General features: G+C 39.7%; 8 protein-coding genes. 3 read left to right on the top strand and 5 right to left on the bottom strand.

The window, feature by feature from the left end:
- The first annotated feature begins 69 nt into the window (after positions 1-69).
- Positions 70-1,473, top strand: a complete 1,404-nt coding sequence (locus DVR12_RS05715) for a hypothetical protein (RefSeq protein WP_116974536.1) — start codon at positions 70-72, stop codon at positions 1,471-1,473.
- A 42-nt stretch (positions 1,474-1,515) separates the two neighbouring features.
- Here the strand turns inward: DVR12_RS05715 and DVR12_RS27860 are convergent, their stop codons facing one another.
- Positions 1,516-12,615 (bottom strand): PKD domain-containing protein, encoded by an 11,100-nt coding sequence (locus DVR12_RS27860; RefSeq protein WP_116974535.1) that lies wholly within the window; start codon positions 12,613-12,615, stop codon positions 1,516-1,518.
- 464 nt (positions 12,616-13,079) lie between these two features.
- Between DVR12_RS27860 and DVR12_RS05705 the strand changes: the two genes are divergently transcribed.
- Positions 13,080-14,417: a DUF3748 domain-containing protein gene (locus DVR12_RS05705; protein WP_199417047.1), complete on the top strand. Its 1,338-nt coding sequence runs from the start codon at positions 13,080-13,082 to the stop codon at positions 14,415-14,417.
- A 39-nt stretch (positions 14,418-14,456) separates the two neighbouring features.
- On the opposite strand, the gene DVR12_RS05700 is transcribed toward DVR12_RS05705, so the two are convergent.
- On the bottom strand, positions 14,457-15,734 hold the full coding sequence (locus DVR12_RS05700; RefSeq protein WP_233522137.1) for an HAD-IB family phosphatase: 1,278 nt from the start codon (positions 15,732-15,734) through the stop codon (positions 14,457-14,459).
- Between the two features lie 202 nt (positions 15,735-15,936).
- On the opposite strand from DVR12_RS05700, the gene DVR12_RS05695 reads away from it, so the two are divergent.
- On the top strand, positions 15,937-16,545 hold the full coding sequence (locus DVR12_RS05695; RefSeq protein ID WP_116974528.1) for a M15 family metallopeptidase: 609 nt from the start codon (positions 15,937-15,939) through the stop codon (positions 16,543-16,545).
- A 209-nt stretch (positions 16,546-16,754) separates the two neighbouring features.
- Here DVR12_RS05695 and DVR12_RS05690 read toward each other — a convergent pair whose 3' ends face one another.
- From DVR12_RS05690 to DVR12_RS05680, 3 genes are all read right to left on the bottom strand, one after another.
- Positions 16,755-17,168, bottom strand: coding sequence for a c-type cytochrome (locus DVR12_RS05690; protein WP_116974527.1), 414 nt, complete (start codon positions 17,166-17,168; stop codon positions 16,755-16,757).
- 8 nt (positions 17,169-17,176) lie between these two features.
- Positions 17,177-18,460 (bottom strand): PQQ-dependent sugar dehydrogenase, encoded by a 1,284-nt coding sequence (locus DVR12_RS05685; protein WP_116974525.1) that lies wholly within the window; start codon positions 18,458-18,460, stop codon positions 17,177-17,179.
- Positions 18,461-18,556: 96 nt separating this feature from the next.
- Positions 18,557-21,604 carry a lantibiotic dehydratase gene (locus DVR12_RS05680; protein ID WP_116974523.1) on the bottom strand — a complete coding sequence of 1,016 codons (3,048 nt, stop codon included), beginning with the start codon at positions 21,602-21,604 and terminating at the stop codon, positions 18,557-18,559.
- Between the last annotated feature and the right edge of the window lie 24 nt (positions 21,605-21,628).

Raw genomic sequence — 21,628 nt, 5'->3', positions numbered from 1 at the left:
TAATAAAGATGAATTTTGGGATTATGTTCACTACCTTAGTCAACTATTCCCAAAATTCATCTTTCTTTTATGCCAACACGATTTCTGTACTTTATTTTCCTATTCGCTGTTAGCTGTGGCGTTTCCAACGCCAATCAACCCCCTGAATCTTCCGCTTCCAAACCCCTCTTTAAAGATTTTATGGGCATCAATGGCCACGTTACGTTTAAACCAGCACTGTATGGGCAGGTATGCCGACTGGTACGCAACTACCATAATATGAACTGGGATGCAGAAAAACCAGGCGATTCCCTTCATCTTCCCTTCACAAACAATAATATCAACTGGCAGAAAGACGTCTATGGGCCATGGAAAGAACATGGATTTGAAACTGATATCTGTCTTCAATTCCTGGGATTTGGCCCTTCTGTAAAGGATTACCAGCAACGATGGGCCGGAAAGGAAAGCTGGGCACGTGAGTATGGTAAGGTGATGTCGGCCTACTTCGGTCCTTCCGGTAGCGAGAAACTCTGTACCTCAATGGAAATCGACAACGAACCTGGTAGCTTCTTTGATAGTACCCTCTTCAAAAAGCTTTTCAAAGAAATGGCGCAAGGTATAAGAGAAGGCGATCCTAAAGTTAAAATTCTTACCCCGGCAGTAAAAGCTGGCCGCCTCGATAAGTACTCCCAGGATCTGGGTTCTATGTATGGCAGCGATGAGATGCTACCTCTATATGATGTAATTAATGTGCATACCTACCCAACAATTGATAAAGGTATGTTTGATGAAAATGTTTGGAATAGAAGCTTTCCTGAAGACAAAGACCTTTATTATTTCAAAATGGTCACCGAAACTATCGACTGGAGAGATAAACATGCAAAAGACAAGGAAATCTGGGTAACGGAGTTTGGATATGATGCATGTACAGATTCCGCCATGCTTAAACGAAAAGACTGGGCATTAAAACTGAATTGGCAGGGAACCACAGATTTGCAGCAGGCACAGTACCTGGTAAGATCATTTTTATTATTTTCTGCATTAGATATTCAGAGAGCCTATCTATATTATTATGATGATAACGATGAAGCATCCGTACACGCTGCATCAGGCATTACCAGACATTTTGCACCCAAAACAGCATTCTGGGCTGTGAAACAATTATACCAGACTCTTGGTGAATATCGTTTCAGAAAGATTATTCAACAACAACCCGGCAAAGCATACGTATATGAATTTGTAAAAGGAAGTGATAATAATGATATCATCTGGGTTGCCTGGTCTCCTACCGGTGTAAGAACCGACAAAAAGAAAAATTATCAACCTGTACAAACAACCATCGCATTATACAATATTCCAGGAGATGTAGTACAGATACAAGGAATGGCAGTTAATGAGAACAGCTCCCAGAAAATAGATTTCAAAAAAAATAATCAAACTTCTATTTCATTAACAATAAGTGAAAGTCCTGTTTATATCAATATAAAAAAATAGGATATCAAATTTGACATCCTATTTTTAAATCAGATTACAATTTTATCTTACTAATAAAATCCATCCTTTATACTTTTTAATCTCTCCAGTATCCAGTCTCAGGTTGAAGATATAGAAGTAAGTTCCTTCATTCAATCCATCTCCTGTCCAGCTATTATCATAGTTCTTGCTTTGATATACCTGGTTACCCCAGCGGTTATAAATATACATTCCGGATCCCGGATATTTTTCCAGTCCAATAATTTCAAACCGATCATTCTTTCCATCGCCATTTGGACTGATAACATTTGGAATATAGATGATATCATCACCTTTTATTCTCACTAACAAAGTATCAGTAGTTACACAACCGGAAGCCATTGTCATATTTATCAGGTATTGCTGATCGTTGCCCAATATTGCTATTGGAGTTCTGATAGTGTTATTATTCAAACCTGTTGCAGGTTCCCATAAATAAGTACTATTACCTATATTTCTGGCTTCCAGCTGAGTAGGGCTATTAGGAACTGTGTTAATAAGCGGTAGTGTTATACCAGGTTGAGGTGCTTCAATATTAATTGCCTTAGTTACACTATCAACCAACGATGGACAGCCTAACGGAGTAACAATAAGCTGCATATTATAAGTACCTGCCTGAGTATAAGTAAATATTATAGAGGTATCGTTGCTTGCATGTCCGGCATTATCGGCCCATCTGTAGGAAACATTACCCGATTCATTTACAACTGACGTATTAGTAAATGTAACTGGCAGATTCACACAATAACGATCGAAGGTAAAGTTTGCCACTGGTTTAATAGCCGCCGTCAACACCACATTTCCTGCCTTTTCAACAAAGCAACCCAGATTTGTAAATACAGAAACAGAATAAGTACCACTTTCACCCGCCAGGTATATTGCTTTGGTTGCACCACTAATCTGTGTTCCATTTCTATACCATTGATATCTGTCACCCCCCGTAGCAATCAGAGGAACAGTATTTCCCTGGCAGAAGTTAACACCCTTAGGCAATATAATATTACCTGTTGGAGTCGGATTTACTGTAATAGTAAACTTAGCAGGTGTAGTAAGTCTGCAACCCTGAGGAGTTACTCCATTTACTACAATAGTACCTGCAATAGTTGAATTAAAGGCCGTTGAAGTTTTAAATGCCGGTATATCTCCTGTTCCATTGGCTGGTAAGCCAATATTCTCATTGGTGTTGGTCCAGGTAAATACCGTACCTGCCACGTCACTCCTCAATGGTACTGCTGTTGTAGTTTCCCCGCCACATAATGTCTGATCAGCAAGTTCCGAGCTTAATAGTGGTGCAGGATTCACAACTACTGTTATATTTTGTTTAGCCTCACATCCGTTGAATGTTAAAGTATAAACATAAGTAACAGTAATTGGTGCGGCAGTTGTATTTGTCAATACCTCATTAATCGCTCCGTTTCCACTTGTTGCGGCCTCATTGATGCCGGCAATCGCAGCTCTGCTCCATGTAATTACAGCTCCCTGAACATTTGTGACTGGTTGATAGAAGAAAGTAGTACCAGAACAAATTGCCTTTGTTTGTATGCTACTGGTCAGGAGAATTGTTGGTGCTATAACTACAACCACATTTTGAGTATTGAAACATCCTCCTGCATCAAGTGTATACATATATATCGCCCTGGTAATATCATTAGTGATATTGTTCAATGTTTCATCAGGACTACCCGAACCTGTAGCAGCCGGATTACTAAGTCCACTACTTGCCTTTCTTGTCCAGGAGAATTGGGTACCTACAACTGAGGATGTAGGTTCATAACTAAACACAGTGTTATTACATATATCAGGTGGAGATACAGAACTTGTTAAGGATGGTATAGGATTCACTACTACACTTACAGTAGCAGTAGCGGTTCCACAACCAGGAGCATCCACTGTGATTAAATATTTTACTGTTATTGGAGTATTGGTTGTATTGATCAGTATTTCAGAGATGCTATCTTCTCCGGAAGCTGCAGGATTACTAATACCAGGTACTGCTGCCCTGCTCCATTTAAAGGTTGCATTAGCAGTATTGCTTGCAGGAACATATTTGAATGGAGCCTTGCTACATACGGCATTTGGAGTTAGTGTACTTGTTAAACGAGGTGCTGGATTTATTGTATAGCTATATTGTATTGCAGTGCCAGAACATCCATTTGCAACCGGCGTTACTGTAACCGTAGCCGTAACCGGATCAATACTATTATTAATTGCAGTAAATGCGGCAATATTTCCTGTTCCGGCAGCGGCTAATCCAATTGATGTATTATCATTAGTCCAGTTACCTACAGTACCCGTTACAGCACTGATAAATTCAACTAGCATTGTCTGATTATTTGCACATAATATCTGGTCGCTAACTCCATTTAATACCGGAACAGGATTTACTGTGATGGTAAATTGTTGCGGGGCACTTGCACAATCATTGCTTACGGCCGTTGTGGTGATTGTTGCCACTATCGGCGCATTGGTAGTATTAATAGCTGTAAAGCCTGCTATATTACCGGTTCCATTTGCAGCCAATCCAATTTCAGGATGATCATTTGTCCAGCTAACAATTGCGGAAGTCTTCTTAACACTAAAGTTAATATTGGATATAGTACTACCGGCACATGCAGTTACATTAGCCGGTGGAGTAATAACAGGCATATCAAATACTTCTACACTGCTAGATGCAATAGCTATAAATCCAGTATTTGTCTGAACAGATAATTGAACAGTATAGATACCTGGTGCGGAATAAGTATGAGTTGGATTTTCGAGAGTACTTGTGGTTCCATCTCCAAAATTCCAGGTATAACCAGTTACGCTTGCACCACCAGAAACTGTTGTGGTATTGGTAAATTTAAATTGATTACCCACGAGGCAAAGCGCTGTGGTATCGATTTTAAATCCAGCTACTACATTAGGATTCTTAGTCACCTTAATAATGGCAGAAGCTGTATCTGTACAACCATTGTCGGCAGTTACAATTAGTTTCACTGTATATGTTCCACTTGCCGTATAAGTATGACGAGGATTCGGATCGGTGCTGGTACCTCCATCTCCAAAATTCCAAAGATAGTCCAGAGTTGTACCTCTGCGCAATCTTGTTCTTGAAGACAGGAATTGATATTGATCATTTGAATTCGGAGCAATAATAGAATAGGTAATTATTGCAACCGGTGAAGGAGTTACCGTTACTTGTTTGGTAATACTGGTATCAACACATCCTGTAGCACTTTGTACGGTTAGCTTCACATTAAATGTTCCATCAGTCCTATAAGTATGAGTAACATTTGTAGTGGTAGCAACAGTTCCATCACCAAGGTTCCAATTGTAAGTACCGGCGCTGGATGTATTTGTGAAGATAAAGTTATTGCCATTCAAGCACTGACTAGGATCATTGATATTGAAATTAGCAGCAGGTAATGGATTCACAACTACCGTTACATTTTGAACAGAACTACATCCATTTGCAGTAATAGTATAAGTATACACTACCGGAATCGGAGCATTGGTTGTATTGTTTAATACTTCTCTGGGATTATAATCTCCCGACGCCGGAGGATTACTAATACCAGCGATGGCAGCCCTGGTCCAGCCAAAGACCACTCCGTCTACATTCGTTTCCGGTGAATAGTTAAATTCCTGACCTGAACAAATAGCAGGAGGTGTAAGACTACTGGTCAGAACCGGGATTGGGTTCACAACCACTACCACATGATAGGTAGTACTACTGTTACATCCGTTAGCCGACAGGGTATAATTATATGTTACAGCTATTGGTGCATTAGTAGTGTTAACCAATGTTTCGGCCGGATCACCTGTTCCACTGGCGGTTGGGTTACTGATACCGGTAATGGCTGCACGGGTCCAGTTAAACGTAGTTCCCGCTACAGTACTTTGAGGTGTATAGTTAAATACATTTCCGCCGCAAATATCTGCCGGTAGCAAGGTACTTGTTAATGATGGTGTTGGTTTTACCGTGATTTTAAATCCTTGCGCCGCACTACTACATCCATTAGCTGCAGCTGTTACCTTAATATTTGCAACTTCTGGAACAGCTCCTGAATTGATACCCTGGAATGATGAAATATTACCAGTTCCCATGCCAGCCAAACCCATTCTTGTGTTGTCATTCACCCATGCAAAGGTAGCTCCTGTAACATTACTGCTAAAGGTAACAGAAGGTACCGTTTCTCCATTACAGAGCACATAGTCTGATATACTGTTTACTGATGGTGTCGGATTTACCGTAATAGTAAATGTTTGAGAAGTACCTGTACAACCTTCATAAACCGGACTTACGGTGATTGTAGCAACTATTGGAGTATTAGTTGTATTCGCTGCTGTAAATGCAGGAATATTGCCGGTTCCTGATGCTGCAAGGCCAATTTCCGGATGATTGTTTGTCCAGCTATTAACAGTGCTTGAAGGTGTAGCAACAAAATTCACATTTTTAGTACTGCTACCATTACAGATAGTCTGATCAGCTGGTTTTGTCAGTACAGGATTCATAAATACAGCAACTGTGGATGTTACAGCAGCTGAGTTACTAACATTATCTGTTACTGTTAATTTAACTATATAAATACCAGGATTGGTATAATGATGTGTTACAACCTTTCCTGTACCGGTTTGTCCGTCACCAAATTCCCAGTCATATGATACAATTGGATTTACCGAGGTTGTTGGAGAGGCGTCGAACGTAAAGTTATTCGTGTTTAAACAATTACCACCAGCACCAGGATTTATAGTAAATCCGGGCACTATATTAGGATTCTTGGTAACGACTATTGACGCCGTAGCAACCGCCGTACAATGAGTTGGCGCTATATCACTTGTAACTGTTAAGGTAACAGTGTAAGTACCAGCTGCCACATATTGGTGAGTTGGATTCTTGGTAGTGCTTGTACTTCCATCTCCAAAATCCCAGTTGTAAGTTAATGTACCTGATGAAATTGTAGAGATATTAGTAAAGTTATACTCGTCGCTTATAACAGGATTAACAGTACTGTATGTAAAGGCAGCAACAGGGTTAGGATTCACTGTTACAATTTTCACATCACTTGCTTTCACACAACCATTGCTTCCTGTTACCTGCAATTGCACATCATAACTACCTTCCGCCAAATAACTATGGGTTACACTGCTGGTAGTTGCTGTAGTACCATCTCCCAAATCCCATGCAAAAGTACCAGTTCCGCCAGTGGAAGTAAAGGCAAAGCTATTGCCTGTTAAACATTGTGATGGGTTATTAATATTGAAATCTGTAACCGGTAATGGATTTACAATTACAGTTACTTTACTTTCATTTACACAACCATTAGCTGTTATCGTATAATTATAGACAACTGGTATTGGAGCATTTGTAGTATTGATTAACGTTTCTTCGGGATTATTTGTACCTGTGGCAGCAGGATTACTAATACCCGTTACTGCTGGCCGGCTCCATGCAAACGTAGCTCCAGCAGTATTACTGGTAGGAGAATAACTAAAGAGAGTACCGGAACATATTGCTGCAGGAGTTGAGGAACTGCTCAACTTAGGCAATGGATTCACGACAACTTTAACTTCATATATCTCGGACGCCGGGCAGTTGAATGCCGTTAACGAATAAACATATGTAACAGTTATTGGATTATCTGTTGTGTTGATTAATACTTCATTCGGATTTCCATTACCTATAGCTGCAGGGTTACTTACACCAGCAACAACCGCACGAGACCATTCAAAAGTTGTACTAGCGGTACTACTGGCAGGAGTATAGCTAAATGTGTTATTACTGCAAACTGCAGGTGGTAATAATGAACTGGTGAGCTTAGGTGCCGGATTTACTGTAATTGTAAATGCTCCTATAGCGCCCTTACAGGTATTTGCCACAGGGGTAACTCTAACATTTGCTATAACAGGTTTAGCTCCTGGATTCTTAGCCACGAATGCAGGAATATTTCCAGTGCCAGATGTGGCTAATCCAATTGTAGAATTATCATTTTCCCAGGTAAATGTTGTTCCGGCAACATTACTTCCGAATATTATTAGTGAAGCCAAAGAATTATTGCATACTACAACGGGAGCTACAGAAGTAATTATCGGTGTAGGATATACTGTAATGGTAAAGGTCTTTGGTGTTCCAGTACATCCTGGCAATCCGGGAGTTATTGTAATTGTTGCTACAATTGGTGTAGTACCTGTATTCACAGCTACAAACGGAGCAATATGGTCATTGCCTGAAGCGGCCAATCCAATTTCCGGATGATCGTTTGTCCAGGTAAATGGAGTTTCTGCCGGCACCACTTCGAAGTGAATATAGTCGGTAGTTGTGCCATTGCACAAAGAAACATTAGGAATTGGATTTACAACAGGTTGCGGAACTACTTCAATGGATGTAGAAACCTCATCCACATAGCCATTGCTCCCTACTACCGTAAGTGTAACAGAATAGTTACCAGGGGCAATATAGCTATGTGTCGGGCTTTTCTCTTTGCTGGTATTTCCATCTCCAAAATCCCACATATAGCTTGCAATGGTTGCACCACCTTCAACCACTGTTGTATTTGTAAATATAAATTCATTACCTACAAAACACTGTACTTTATTATTAACCGTAAACCCGGCCACAATATTAGGATGTCTGGTTACCTTAATATTAGTTTGCATGGTTGCTGTACAACCTTTACTATCGGTAACGGTTAGGGTCACCACAAACGTACCGCTGTCGGTATATTGGTGAGTAGGATTTGGTAATGTACTGGTAGCACCATCTCCAAAATCCCAATGATAGGTTAAACCACCATTTGCACTGGTAGATGTATTGGTAAACTGAAATTCATCATTAGAATTTGGAGCAATAATCTGGTAGATGAAGCTGGCCGTTGGAGCGGCATTAACGGTTACGGTTTGTGTGGTTACAGCCGTACATCCTTGCGCCGTAGTTGCTTTCAGTGTTACGGTATATCTTCCGGTGGTTGCGTATACATAGCTAGCATTTTTTGTAGTTGCTGTTACGCCATCTCCAAAATTCCACTCCCAGGTTATATCTGCTCCCGGAGTTGTATTTGTAAAGACAAAATTATTATTGCCAATACATTGCTCGGCACTGCTTATATTAAATGCAGGTTTAGGTAATGGCGATACTGTTGTAGTAACTACATTATTCTGATTACTACATCCATTTGCTGTTAGTGTATAGATGTATTTTACATCATGAGATAAATTATCCCCAACATTCAGTACTTCATTAATACTATTGGAACCACTCCCTGCCGGATTAGTTATGCCGGGAACCACAGGACGGCTCCAGCTGAATATTACGCCAGGAACATTACTCTGTGGAGTATATGTAAAAGCAGTTCCTGAGCAGATTCCGGGAGGATTCAGGGATGAACTCAATGCAGGAGATGGTTTCACAGTAACTACCACATTGGTAGTGCTCTGGCAATTATTTGAATTTAGGGTATATTGATAGGTAACATTTACCGGAGCATTTGTACTATTAATCAGATTTTCACTGATAGCACCAGATCCGGTAGCGGTAGGATTAGTAATACCTGCTACTGCACTTCTCACCCAGGTAAAGGTTGTACCATTTGGAGACGCGGCAGGAACATAATAAAATAATTCACCACTACATACAGGTGCAGGAGTTAAAGTACTGGTCATAGCCGGGGTAGGCTTCACTATCAGATTTACTTCCTGTAAATTATTACATCCGTTTGCTGATAATGTAAATACGTACTTGACAGTGACTGGCTGATTAGTAGTATTATGTAACACCTCATTTGGGTTACCAGTGCCACTGGCAGCCGGATTTGATATACCGCTAACAGCAGCCCTCTGCCAGGAAAATGTTGTTCCCGTAGTCGCACTGCTAGGTTGGTAACTAAACAATGCTCCATCACATATTGGTGTCGGGATCAGGGAATTATTCAGAGTTGGAATCGGATTTACAGTGATTGTTGTCTGTTGGGTTTTACCTGCGCATCCCTGTGCTGTTGGGGTTGCAACAATAATTGCAGTAATCGGATTAGGAGTTGGATTAAGCGCTGTAAATGATGGTATATTACCTGTACCATTAACAGCTAATCCTATCATTGTATTATCATTCTCCCAGGTAACTGTAGTTCCGGTTACCGGTGTAACAAAGTTGATGGCCTGGGTATTAGCTCCGGCACAAAGTGTTTGTGCAGTAAGCGCATTGATAGTTGGCGAAGGTTTTATAGTAATGATAGTAGTTTGCGCAACACCCTCACAGCCTTCAAACATTGGTATCACTGTAAGTGTAGCCACAGCATTGTTTGTAGTAGTATTTTGTGCAACAAAGGAAGGAATATTTCCGGTTCCTGATGCAGCCAGGCCTATAGCAGTGTTGGAGTTAGTCCACCTGTAGGTTGTACCGGCAATGCTTCCCGAAAAATTGATTGAATTCGTAGAAGATCCTGCACAAAGGGTTTGAGCGGCAACAGTATTAACCGTTGGTATTGGTTTCACAATTACTGATTGTGTAACTGTTTGCTTAAAACCTGTATTAATAGTAACCGTTAGGGATACTATATAGGTTCCTGACGCACTATAAGTATGTGTAGGACTTATGGTAGTTACTTTTGCACTATTATCTCCAAAATCCCATTCATACCCTGTTACTGTAATACCTGGTTGAGTAGTGGTTGTATTGGTAAATACAAAAGTATTGTTGGTCAGGCATTGTTCAGCATTATTAATAGTAAATCCACCTTTGACATTAGGATTTGTATTCACTATTATTTGTTCAGAAAAGCTGGCAGAACATCCGTTATTATTAGTTACAGTAAGGGTAACAGTATAGGTACCATTTGCTGTATACTCATGAATCGGATTTTTTTCTGTGCTACTGGCACCATCTCCAAAATCCCAGAAGTAGGTAGTATTTGCATCTATTGTTCCGGGATCTGTTTCATCTGTAAATTGAAAACGTGAATTGTTATTTGTAGAAATAACATTATATACAAAATCAACTATCGGTGATACAGTAACGTTCACTGTTCTAATAAGAGAATCTTTACACCCTGAGGTACCAGTAGTTGAAAGTTTTACAGAATATGTTCCAATATCTGTATAACTATGTGTAGGAGAAGTTTGAGTACTGGTTGTACCATCACCAAAATCCCATACAAAGTTTCCGGTAGTAGTTGCATTGGTGAATACAAATGAATTACCTTTTAAACATTGAGAAGGGTTATTGATTGTAAAATTAACATTAGGTCGTTGATTCACTGTTATATTAAATGAATCCTTCGCTTCACAACTATTCGCTGTAGCAGTTACAACTATTTTTCCTGTTATAGGAGATGCAGTTGTATTGGTTGCCCTGAATCCATTAATAGAGTTTCCTGTTCCACTGGCCGCCAATCCTATTGCAGTATTATTGTTTGTCCAGGTAAATGTTGCTGTTGTGCCATTTACCAATCTTATTGGCAATACTGTATCTCCGGCACAAACAGTAATATTATTTAAGGCATTTATCGTAGGAAGTGGATTAACCGTAATAGTTATACTTACCGGATCACCCTCAACATAAACGGGGGCACGATCTTTTGGATTAGTATAAGTATAGGATGGAGTAAAGGTATACGTAACGGTACCCGGAGTATTCCCTGTATTTACCAATGTAGGTGAAATACCAAGTAAACCGGTATTTGAAGCGGTTGCATTGCCGTCTGTTGCTCCTGTTATATTACCGGTAGTAGTAACAGTCCATTTAATATTTGCATTGATCAACGTCTGCAAATTGATAACAGCCGGCGTACCACTACAAGTTATAGTATTCGTATTGATGCTGATTGCAGGTTTGCGATAGCTATAGAAAACAGAAGTATCATTACTCGGATCAGGATCATCAAACCCCGAAGGGGCTTTCGCAAATGCAATGTTTTTAAGTATGGTAGGCAAACTATCCTGGAATACTACTTTTCCTGAGAACCTGAAAGTACCTCTACTATATGCCTGCAGATTTACTTTACCCCCGGAAAATATTCTTCCATTAATTTGTCCGTTACCATCATATGTATTTGAAGCATATCCATCATTGCTAAAAGTAACGCCACTGGCCTGAAAAGCAGGCGGCAAGGTATCTACAACAGGAATACCGGCTAAAGGGTTTTGAGAATCGTTAAATACACTTACATCATAAGTAGCATTCTGATTGTTTGAAACAACTAACTGACCATTCTTCTCCGTATGAACTGCACCGGGTGTTGTGATATAAAGATTCTTTATCTCATGTGTGGCATAATATAATCCGGTTGATGCGGCAAAACCCAATTTCAGATATGCAGGTGGCGGATCTGTAAGCACAATAGGTCCGAATACTGCATTCATTGGGCCATTTTCAGCTACCTGCATGGAAACGGTAAGTTGATAATTGGCTCCAACCTTTTCAATTAATATTCTAACCTTTCTGTAAAATACATTAGAAAGGGGTCTGGTAGCCGTAGAAGTTCCATAACTAATTCTCTGCCCGGCATACACTGTACCGCCCAAATTTGCACCCGTTCCAGCAAGATAGGTAGTATGACTACCTACTGGTCCTCTAACTGCAATTGCATTCGCTCTCAAACCCGGCGCCAGGTTATCTGTAGTAGTTTGCTTTACTGAATAATTTCCAAATTCATCTAACCCCAATCCTACATACCCTCCTGTTAGACCAGGCCCCAGACTCCACCCTGTAGGGTGTGTAGCCGCATCCACTTCCCCATATCCCAATGCTCCTCCATCCTGCCCCAGCTGGAAAGTTCCCGGAACATAGGACGAATCAAACAGGAAGACAGAAAACCCATCTGCCTCTGGTACCGCATTGGTAGTTGACCAGGCGGTATACTCAAATTCTATAAAGACCCCTAGATTTGCGGGGAATCCTTCATTTACAAAACAATAGCCTGTCTGATTAGTAGTAGCGCCAGTAAGCCGTAACCATCCACTACCCAGCGGATCGACTCCGGAAGCTGCAGTTAATTGTGCAGCTCCACCTAATACTAACCGGCTTGACACTAATGAATTCTCACCAAAACTTTCACGGATAGTAAATTGTGCTTGAATCTCAGACGTAAAAACTGTAACTAACAGTAAGAAGAAAGCAAATCTTCTTAGAACATGGTTGATACTGAGCATATCTCAGTTTTTTTTAACTACAAACAACAGATGTTTTCTTTTGTTTAATACACTTGAATATTATACGGATATATTGAAACCCAAGTTTTCGTATATACATATACTACTATAATATTCTTCAATATTAAATCCATATAATTTTAGTAATAGCAGATAAACTGTTTTATTTATATCTATCATCTATCCTGGTTAGTATATCAGAAAGTGAGGCAAAAACAATAATTAAGGATATTTTGTAGGTTTAATTTATATAGTCTGATTTTCCCTGAAGAATAGCGCCCCATACAGATATCCTACAATTAATAGATATGATATAGTTCCTGAACAATGCACGCTTGCACTATAGCTTACCGACACGTATATTTATATGATCAGAGACATCTTAACATTATTGCCAAAGAGTTCTGGTACATTGATTCTATAAACCCCTGAACAATATGACCATAAAAATATATCTTGGGTAAATGGTTTATCGTCCTTTAATATTAATGCCTGCCTGTTTACTCTGGTGTCAGTTGCTGTTTGCACAGTTTCGAAACGCGGTTCAACTCACATTCGAACAACAGGGGCATACTTTAAACAGTACTCAGTGCTTTTCTGCGAATGATAGTCTGGTAGTTTTTGATACCCGGAATGAGGATACAAAAATTGCTTCTACCAATACTATAGGCATTCTGAATATATACACGAAAGAAATTAAAATCCTCTACACCATTCCCAATAATACGGAATACGGACCGGGTGTAGGTGCAGCTACCTTCTCTCCCAGAGAAGATCGTGTTATGTTTATTCAGGGTATCTTAAATGCAGATAAATCAAACCCTTACAGCATAACCAGGCGTACCGGAGTTTCAATAGCACTGAAGCATCCGGATAATGTAAGGTTTATGGACGCGAGGAACATCTATGCACCTTATACTCCAGGTGCTTTAAGAGGTGGTACGCATGCCCATTCCTGGAACTATGATGGTAAATGGATCAGCTTTACCTATAATGATGCAGTAATGGAAAAATTAGGCAGGGATAGAAGAACAGTTGGAGTTATGTTTCCCAAACGTGTTAGGGTACCCAAAGATTCTGCCGGCGAAAACAATAGCGGCGAAATGTATTCAGTTGTAGTGGCTAAGGTAACAACATCTCCTACTCCAGGGAGTGATGAAATAGATAAAGCTTTTGATGAATGTTGGATAGGCACTGATGGATATGAAAAAGAAAATGGTTCCCGGCAAAAAAAAGCTATAGCATTTCAGGGAAATGTACTCGATTCAAATGGCGTAACTAAAACTGAAGTTTTCGTTGTTGATCTTCCTGAAAAATTTGATTTAAAAAATAATAAAACACCACTGGAAGGAACTTCTCAATCAGCCCCCAGAGCTCCCGCTAATGTAACTCAGCGCCGGATTACATATACCGAGCGTGGAATCGAAGGCCCCCGCCATTGGCTGAGAAGTACTCCAGACGGTAGACTAATCGCCTTTCTTGCTAAAGATTCCAAAGGAGTGATCAATGCATTTGGTGTATCCCCCAATGGTGGAAATGTTAGCCAGCTAACATTTGAACCCAGCGATATTCAAGGTGGTATTAATTTTAACCCCGATGGTAATTATCTGGTATATTTTGCTCAGAATACTATTCGGGTAACAAATATTATTACGGGTGAATCTTACAGAATTATTGGAAATCTTGAACCATATGGAGCAGTAAGCTGGTCGCACAATGGAAGTATGCTGGTATATAATCAGTATGTAACGGGCACCGATGGAAAAAAATGGTTACAGATTTTCTCCTATAAAATTAAATAACAGAGAGCATAAAATGTAGATTCTATGCTCTCTATTAAATTAATATAAGAACCGTAGTTGAATAGTATGCGGAATGCTTTTCATTGTTTTAAGCATTTGCTTATCATATTGCCCACTGATATCAGTAATCACATAACCAATCTGAGAATTGGTCATTAAGTATTGAGCAGTAATATTTAGCTGATTGTCTGCAAACACCTGGTTCACTTTAGCCAATACACCAGGAACATTCTGATGTATATGAATAAACCTATGACCGTTTACAGAAGGAAGCTGGAGATGTGGAAAATTAATGCTTTTAATTGTATCTCCATTATTTATATACTTTGCAATACGTTTACCTAATGATTCCGGTTTTTTACCCGACTCAAAGATCGCCACTCCATGTGCTGTACATAACTCAACCGGCAAACCGGCACCTTCTGCTGTTCCTATTACCTTTAGCTTTGTAGCATAGGATAACAGTTCATTCGTTAACGTTAGTTTATTACCTATAAGCAGGATTCCTGCTTCCGCAATGGATGCTTTAGTTAATTCGCTTACCTGTTTAACAGAAAAACCATCTTTCTTCAATAACTTAACGGAAGCTTCTGGTATATTTTCTCCTGCAACCAAACAAACAATCCTGTTTTTAGGATAAGAAATAGCTGCCGGAATTTTATTAATAAATAAAACCTCATCAAGACTTGGAGTAATGTGATCTGCCCTTTCGGTCACAGATTTGCGCTCTACATTTTCTGTAAAGGCATAAAACTTCTTAATCATTCCGGATTCCTTCAGCTGAAAATCGGAGTAGCCATCTCCAATTCCGTGTATCTCGCCGGGTAATTTCAGTTCTTTTAATAACTTCACCTTTCCACCTTCAAAAGATAATGGATTGGTATCATCATATCCTATAATCTTTCCTTGTTTATCAAACACAAAAGTGTTGGCATAAATATTCTCAGATTTGATATGATAAGGCAATACAACAGGAGCTATAAATTCTTTAAATCCACCACTAACAATCAATACTTCATTGGCATGTTGTTTAAAGAAGTTCTTATTTCTGGCAAAAGAGGTAGAAACTAAGGTTTTTAAATGTTTAACCAATAATTTCAGGTGAGACTTATCTGCTTCCAGTAATTTTACACGGGCTGCCAAACTTTCACGAAAAGAAAGTTTTCCTTCCATTGCCTGATTCGTATAATCTTCTATTTTCTTATAGATTTCTTCCTTATCTGCTCTGTCTTGCAGGGAAATACGCGCCAGCTCATCAAGTGCCTCTACCTGGGTAAAGGTGCTGTCAAAGTCTATGATAAAATACTTTTTGCTCACAATCTGAAGTTTATTAGGCCGTTATACGGCAACATTTGAAAAGAAGCACAAAATTAGAAGTTTAGAGAACATTTAAAAGCATATATTTTACGCTGATAACTTGCATAAATGATACTTATATCTTATTTTGATGTTACCCTGAATTTTGACCCCACCCTATAAAAAACCAACTATTCCTCCGGCAATTTAAATATGCTATACCATGAGCTATCAATTATTAAAAACAGATATTCTGTTTTATCAACGTTTGCTCAAATCCACAGGCTTTTATACAGGTAAGCTTGATGGAAAATGGGGCCCCCTTACAGATGCGGCAGATAATGCATTCACCGCTCAAAGTCAGCAAATCGCCCTCCAATATGGAACATTCGACCCCCGAAGCGAGAGTAACATTGTAACACTTATCCCCAAAGCACAAATTCTTGCCCGCCAGGTGCTAAAAGCCTTTACTACAACTGGCAGCGATGTAAGAATCATTTCCGGAACCAGAACATATGCCGAACAGGATATGATCTACAAACAAGGAAGATTTGGGAACAAACTGCCCAAAGTAACTAATGCAAGAGGAGGTCAGAGTAACCATAATTTTGGCCTGGCATGGGATATAGGATTATTTGAGAGTGGGGCCTATATCACCACAGATACTAAGTACAAGGCATTAGCTGCAAAAGTACTTCCCTTATTTCCAGATCTTTTATGGGGTGGCAACTGGGTTACTTTTAAAGACAATCCACACTACCAGCTAAAAGCCGTATCTGATAGCGTAACCAAACTCAGAGACCTCTTTGAAAAGGGCATCAGTTACGCTTAGTTTTTCTCGCAAAGAAGCAAAGAAGCTAAGCAGCAAAGGAATTTTTTTATAAGGAATAAAGGATTGATATGAATATTATCTGAAAAACTATTGATCGGTTTATATTATTATTGAAACCTATCAATAGCTTTAAAAACATCCGATTTAATCCTTTATTCCTTATAAAAAAATTCCTTTGCTGCTTAGCTTCTTTGCGCCTTTGCGAGAAACTACTTCTTCTCCCTAACAGCTTTTACCTCCGCAGGGGTAACTGCACTTGCTTTGTTGCCAAAATTGCTGCGAACATATGTTAATACGTCTGCAATTTCCTGGTCTTTCAAAAAAGCGTGTGGAGGCATATTATTAGAGTAGTACTCATCATCAATGGGTACTGAAGCATCCATACCTTTTAAAACCACATTGATCAAAGGTTCTTTTTCTCCTAATACATAGGATGTTTTGATCAATGGAGGATTCATACGTGGCACACCGCTTCCGTCGATCTGGTGACAGGCAAGACAATATTGTTCATACACCTTCTTTCCTCTGACGGCCGAACTTCCGGCAGCTGCAGGCTTTTTGGTCTGCGCGGCAGCCATTGTCCACAATCCGCATACTACGCCTACCAACATCCATTTCTTCATATCTACATTTATTTACCGTTATAGGTAATTTTATATACCGTTCCTTTAACATCATCTGTTACGTACAACGAACCATCAGGACCCTGAGCTAAGCCACAAGGACGATGTTGGGCCTGCCCTGGTGACTGAATATCTTTTATTCCTGCAAAACCATCGGCAAATACTTCCCATTTACCACTTGGCATCCCATCCTTGAAAGGAACAAAGGCTACAAGATATCCTTTTTGTCCTTTCTGACGGTTCCATGAACCATGGAATGCTATAAAGGCACCATTTTTATACTTAGCCGGAAATTGGTTACCGGTATAAAACAATAATCCATTCGGTGCCATATGCGCAGGGAAAGCAGCTACTGGGTCTATTGCATTTTCTCCACCTGTTTTCTTTCCATCACCACCATACTCCGGAGCCAGCATTTTCTTGTTCTGAATTCCATCATAGTAGATATAAGGCCAGCCGGCATCATCTCCCTTATTTAATTTATACATACACTCTGCTGGCAATTCATTACCCTGTTCAAGTGAATAGTACTCAGGCCACATATCAAAAAGCCCGTCTCTCCCATGTTGCATCACAAAGAGGTGGTTGCTTTGATTGTTCCAGTCGAGCCCTACTACGTTACGTAAACCAGTAGCAAATTTGCTACCGTCACCATACGTCTGGTTAGCCTTATCTGCTCTGAATTGCCAGATTCCTGCCGCTGAATCACGGATCGGACAACCAGGTATACCTTTAGAGCCTTTTGCTCGATCCTGAACCTGACAGGAGTTAGAATAAGCCCCGATATTCACATAAATATTACCGTCATTATCCAGGGCTATTGACTTCGATTCATGCTGCCGGCGATTGATCAGCCCGGTAATAATTTTCTCAGGTTGATCTTTGTTGATAACCTGAAACTGATCGTCCAACTTGTATCTGAAAACGTCCTCATCAGAGGAAGCATACAAATAACCATCTTTTATTGCAATACCAGTTCCGCGATAGGTACCAAATGTTTTAACATCCATTTTTCCGTTATCATCATGCAAAACGGCAATGGCATTTCCGGGTTTACCTGAAGAGATTTTCACATAGATGTCTCCTTTAGGAGTTACAGCTATATGTCGTGCTGCTCCCAGATTTTCAGCAATAGCCTGGGCATGAAACCCTGCAGGTAATGTTAACCCTGCATTACCAGGATCTACTTTGGCATGATTACTACTGTCTTTAGTTTTATGATCGGCAAAACATTGCACGGATAATAATCCAAGTAAGGAAACGCATCCCAGAAGGATCATTTTAGTTCTCATATTTAGTAATTTTCAATGATTGAAAAAGATGCTCAAAAACCAGTAACTAAAAATAACAATCATTTTAGTTAATACATATGAATTATGTTGAATGGCCTAGCCCCTTGCAACTACTGAAGAATAGTACTTCATCAAATAATGGTAAATAACCAATTCCTGCATTCTGGCATTAGCTGTAAACATCCGGTTCAGGAACATATGCAGATAATGCGGTAGTAAAAACTCAGGTATCTGCCCATTGAACACTTTTTGGAGTGAACTGGTTCTTCTATCAAAAATGCTTGTGGAAATCTCATTCAGCGCATATGCTTCGCTGTTCTCTAATGCCAGTTCTATCTGTTTTCTATGTTCCCTGAATTTCTTGTTAAGTTGCAACATCAGATCATCGTTTCCTCTATGTTCGGTGAAAAATTGCTGCTGCAATTGCTGGAATAAGGCCAACTTTTGTACAGGAGATAAACCCGCCGCATCCAGGAGGGTATTGGCGCCCTTTAGAGCCAGCAACCAACGGTCGACTGATCTTAAGCCCGGAATGCTCAATAAATAGGCCACCATTTCACTGTCGTGCCAGAAAAACTGCTCTGATAGCTCCATATATTCTGCCGCATAGCGTTCTGTCTCCCTGACATAGGTATCTAATTGTATACGCTGCACTATTTTCGCATCGAGATAAGACTGCAAAATGTTATGTACTTGTTGTAGCACATAGCCCAGCTGGGTACCCGGATCGGTCAGATGCAGCCGAATCCGCAAATGAGCATCAGGATCCTGATATCTGATAAAGAACCATCTGTCTACCATCCCTACTGCCTGCAATTGCTGGATAAGCGGATATAAGGCATTTACAAGCAGCTTATCAATCCAGGCAAAACCACAGTAAATTTTAATATACAACCATTCACTACCAGGCGGAAAACTTCGCTGTATATGCTCGGAAATAATATTATTACTTATTGAATCGTTGTGATGGTAGGCCGAATTTTTCAATGGAATGATCAGCTCATTACAGAAAGAACCATCCTCATTAGACAGTAATCTGTCATTATCATCCATTAATGTTTCATACAATACAACATCTGCCTTATTTAATTTATCAATTAATAAGGTGCATGCAAATTCATTGTTAAGATCAATCAGTAATTCGTTATCGCCCTCGGTCAGGAAAACAAAATCAGGAGCATTATATTTTTTTTGCCATACCTTCAAAGCCTCTTCAGGTGTATATTTCAGCAGCAACTGCTGATAGTATTCTGAAGTAATATACCAACGTGCTCTTTGCAGAATCAGATGTTTAAACGCTACACGCGGTAAGAATGGTTGTTCGAGAAGAGCCCCCCAATTCCATTGTATGCCAATAGCTACCTGTTGTTGTAAATCTGCGAGGAATTTATAGATCGCTAATCCCCTTACAAAATTATGAGCACTGGTAAGTCGGGGGATTACTTCTTTGTTTAAGCGTTGGGATCGCAATACAACTTTATCATTTCGTACACTTACATACAAGTCACTGACAGGAATCTGATATGAAGTATCAACACTGCTTTTACCCAGAAAATGAATTTCGTAATCGTAGATCTTCGGACGCAGTAGTACATTTCCAATTCTACCTTCCGGCAGATGAATGATTTCAGCGAATATTTTTTCCGGATCAATAGATTGTTCTGTTCTGGCAAAGTTTCTCATGTAAGTGGCCAGTTCAGGATTACCGGCGCCAAATCTGCCGAGTAGTGCAAGTGCATTAGGGCCACTACAGGTTTTGAGTAAGAATTTATAATCTTTATTCTCCAGTTGTTGAGTATTTTCAGCCATCAGGCTTCCCATTAAAACAAGGGAATTAGGCATAGTCACAGTGGGCAGTTGCTCAGAGAGTTTTTGGAGATCTTCTTCTTTTATGGTGATGATCTGATTTTCCTGTTGCTGTGATTGCAGAAACTGTTGCCATACAAACTGGGTAAGGCTATTCCATTTTAAAGACTGTTCAACATCTTTACCTGGCAATATCAAATCATCTACCAGAGGAGTATAGTTTGCAATTCCGCCTGTAATCAGTCCATATCCAATTCCAATATCGCTATCCAGGGCTATCATTAGTGGAATTTCCTGTTGTTCGTACCGTTGCAGGAATTGTTCCTTAAAAAGGTTAAGATCTGTAGGGATATGAGCAGAGGCTAATGGAGATAGCTTTTCAAGATCTGAAAGTAAATCTACTATTACTGTATTTGAAATATTGCTGTTGATATTTGGGTAGAATAGATCTACCTGCACGGGGGCCTTTGCTGGTACGGAGGGAAACTGCTCATCCAACAGTGAAGATATTTGTTTATAGCTAGCTACACCGGTTTGTTGAATTTGTAACAATTCCTTTATAGGTGTCAGTTTTTTAAAGAAGGTGGTAAACTGTAAGTCTCCAGGTTCGCTGATAGCAGGTACTAATCCAGGTACCAGAACCTGGTTATTGATGAGTGTATTAATAAACTCCTGAGCATCGGGTTCTGCTATATCCTGGCTTGTTAATACTTCGGAGAGGGTGTTTAAGGAAGCGCCGTCTGTAGCGGTTTCCAGGAGTTCATCTATAAACTCATTTCTGGCAAAAGCGCTGATAAAGTATTGTCTACGTTGTTGAGACAATTGATATTCGAAATATCTGGAGCTATCACCAATATTATAGATACTATCATTGGGATAGAAAAGAATTTGTTCACGTATGGTGGGGGTATTGACTAATTCATTCAACAAAGTTGACAGATACCCCATATCGAGGCGTTTTATTTTTTGGTGAATGATTTTTTGGGGTAGATGAAAGGAAGAGGGTTTATCAGATATTGTACCCGTTGTACAGCCGGCAAACAGGCCATATGGAGTACATCGGGTACACATTCTGATAAGATACCGGTATAAAGCTAACGGTAATTTGAGGGAAGAATCATTTGGGTTATTTAGCCATTTTAATGTTTCGTCGTAAAGTGGTACACTAGCCAGGAAAACGGCTTCCTGCATGAGTGGATCACTAAATAATCGGCGTAATTCGTCAATAAATGACTGAGTATTGCGATTAGTAGTTTGATGAAAATGATGTACCGTGTTAAAAGGCAGTAGTGGAATTCTAATTAAAAAGAAGTCCGCTGGTTGTAATGCACATGTCATATCTAAACAGTGGATCGAAATTTT

Source organism: Chitinophaga silvatica (assembly GCF_003419895.1).
Lineage (GTDB): Bacteria > Bacteroidota > Bacteroidia > Chitinophagales > Chitinophagaceae > Chitinophaga > Chitinophaga silvatica.
This window is presented reverse-complemented; position numbering and strand designations above follow the sequence as displayed.

Coding starts and splice junctions, on each gene's coding strand:
- DVR12_RS27860 (WP_116974535.1), bottom strand. CDS start 12,615: ATGCTCAGTATCAACCATGTTCTAAGAAGATTTGCTTTCTTCTTACTG.
- DVR12_RS05695 (WP_116974528.1), top strand. CDS start 15,937: ATGAGCTATCAATTATTAAAAACAGATATTCTGTTTTATCAACGTTTG.
- DVR12_RS05705 (WP_199417047.1), top strand. CDS start 13,080: ATGGTTTATCGTCCTTTAATATTAATGCCTGCCTGTTTACTCTGGTGT.
- DVR12_RS05685 (WP_116974525.1), bottom strand. CDS start 18,460: ATGAGAACTAAAATGATCCTTCTGGGATGCGTTTCCTTACTTGGATTA.
- DVR12_RS05690 (WP_116974527.1), bottom strand. CDS start 17,168: ATGAAGAAATGGATGTTGGTAGGCGTAGTATGCGGATTGTGGACAATG.
- DVR12_RS05715 (WP_116974536.1), top strand. CDS start 70: ATGCCAACACGATTTCTGTACTTTATTTTCCTATTCGCTGTTAGCTGT.
- DVR12_RS05680 (WP_116974523.1), bottom strand. CDS start 21,604: ATGACATGTGCATTACAACCAGCGGACTTCTTTTTAATTAGAATTCCA.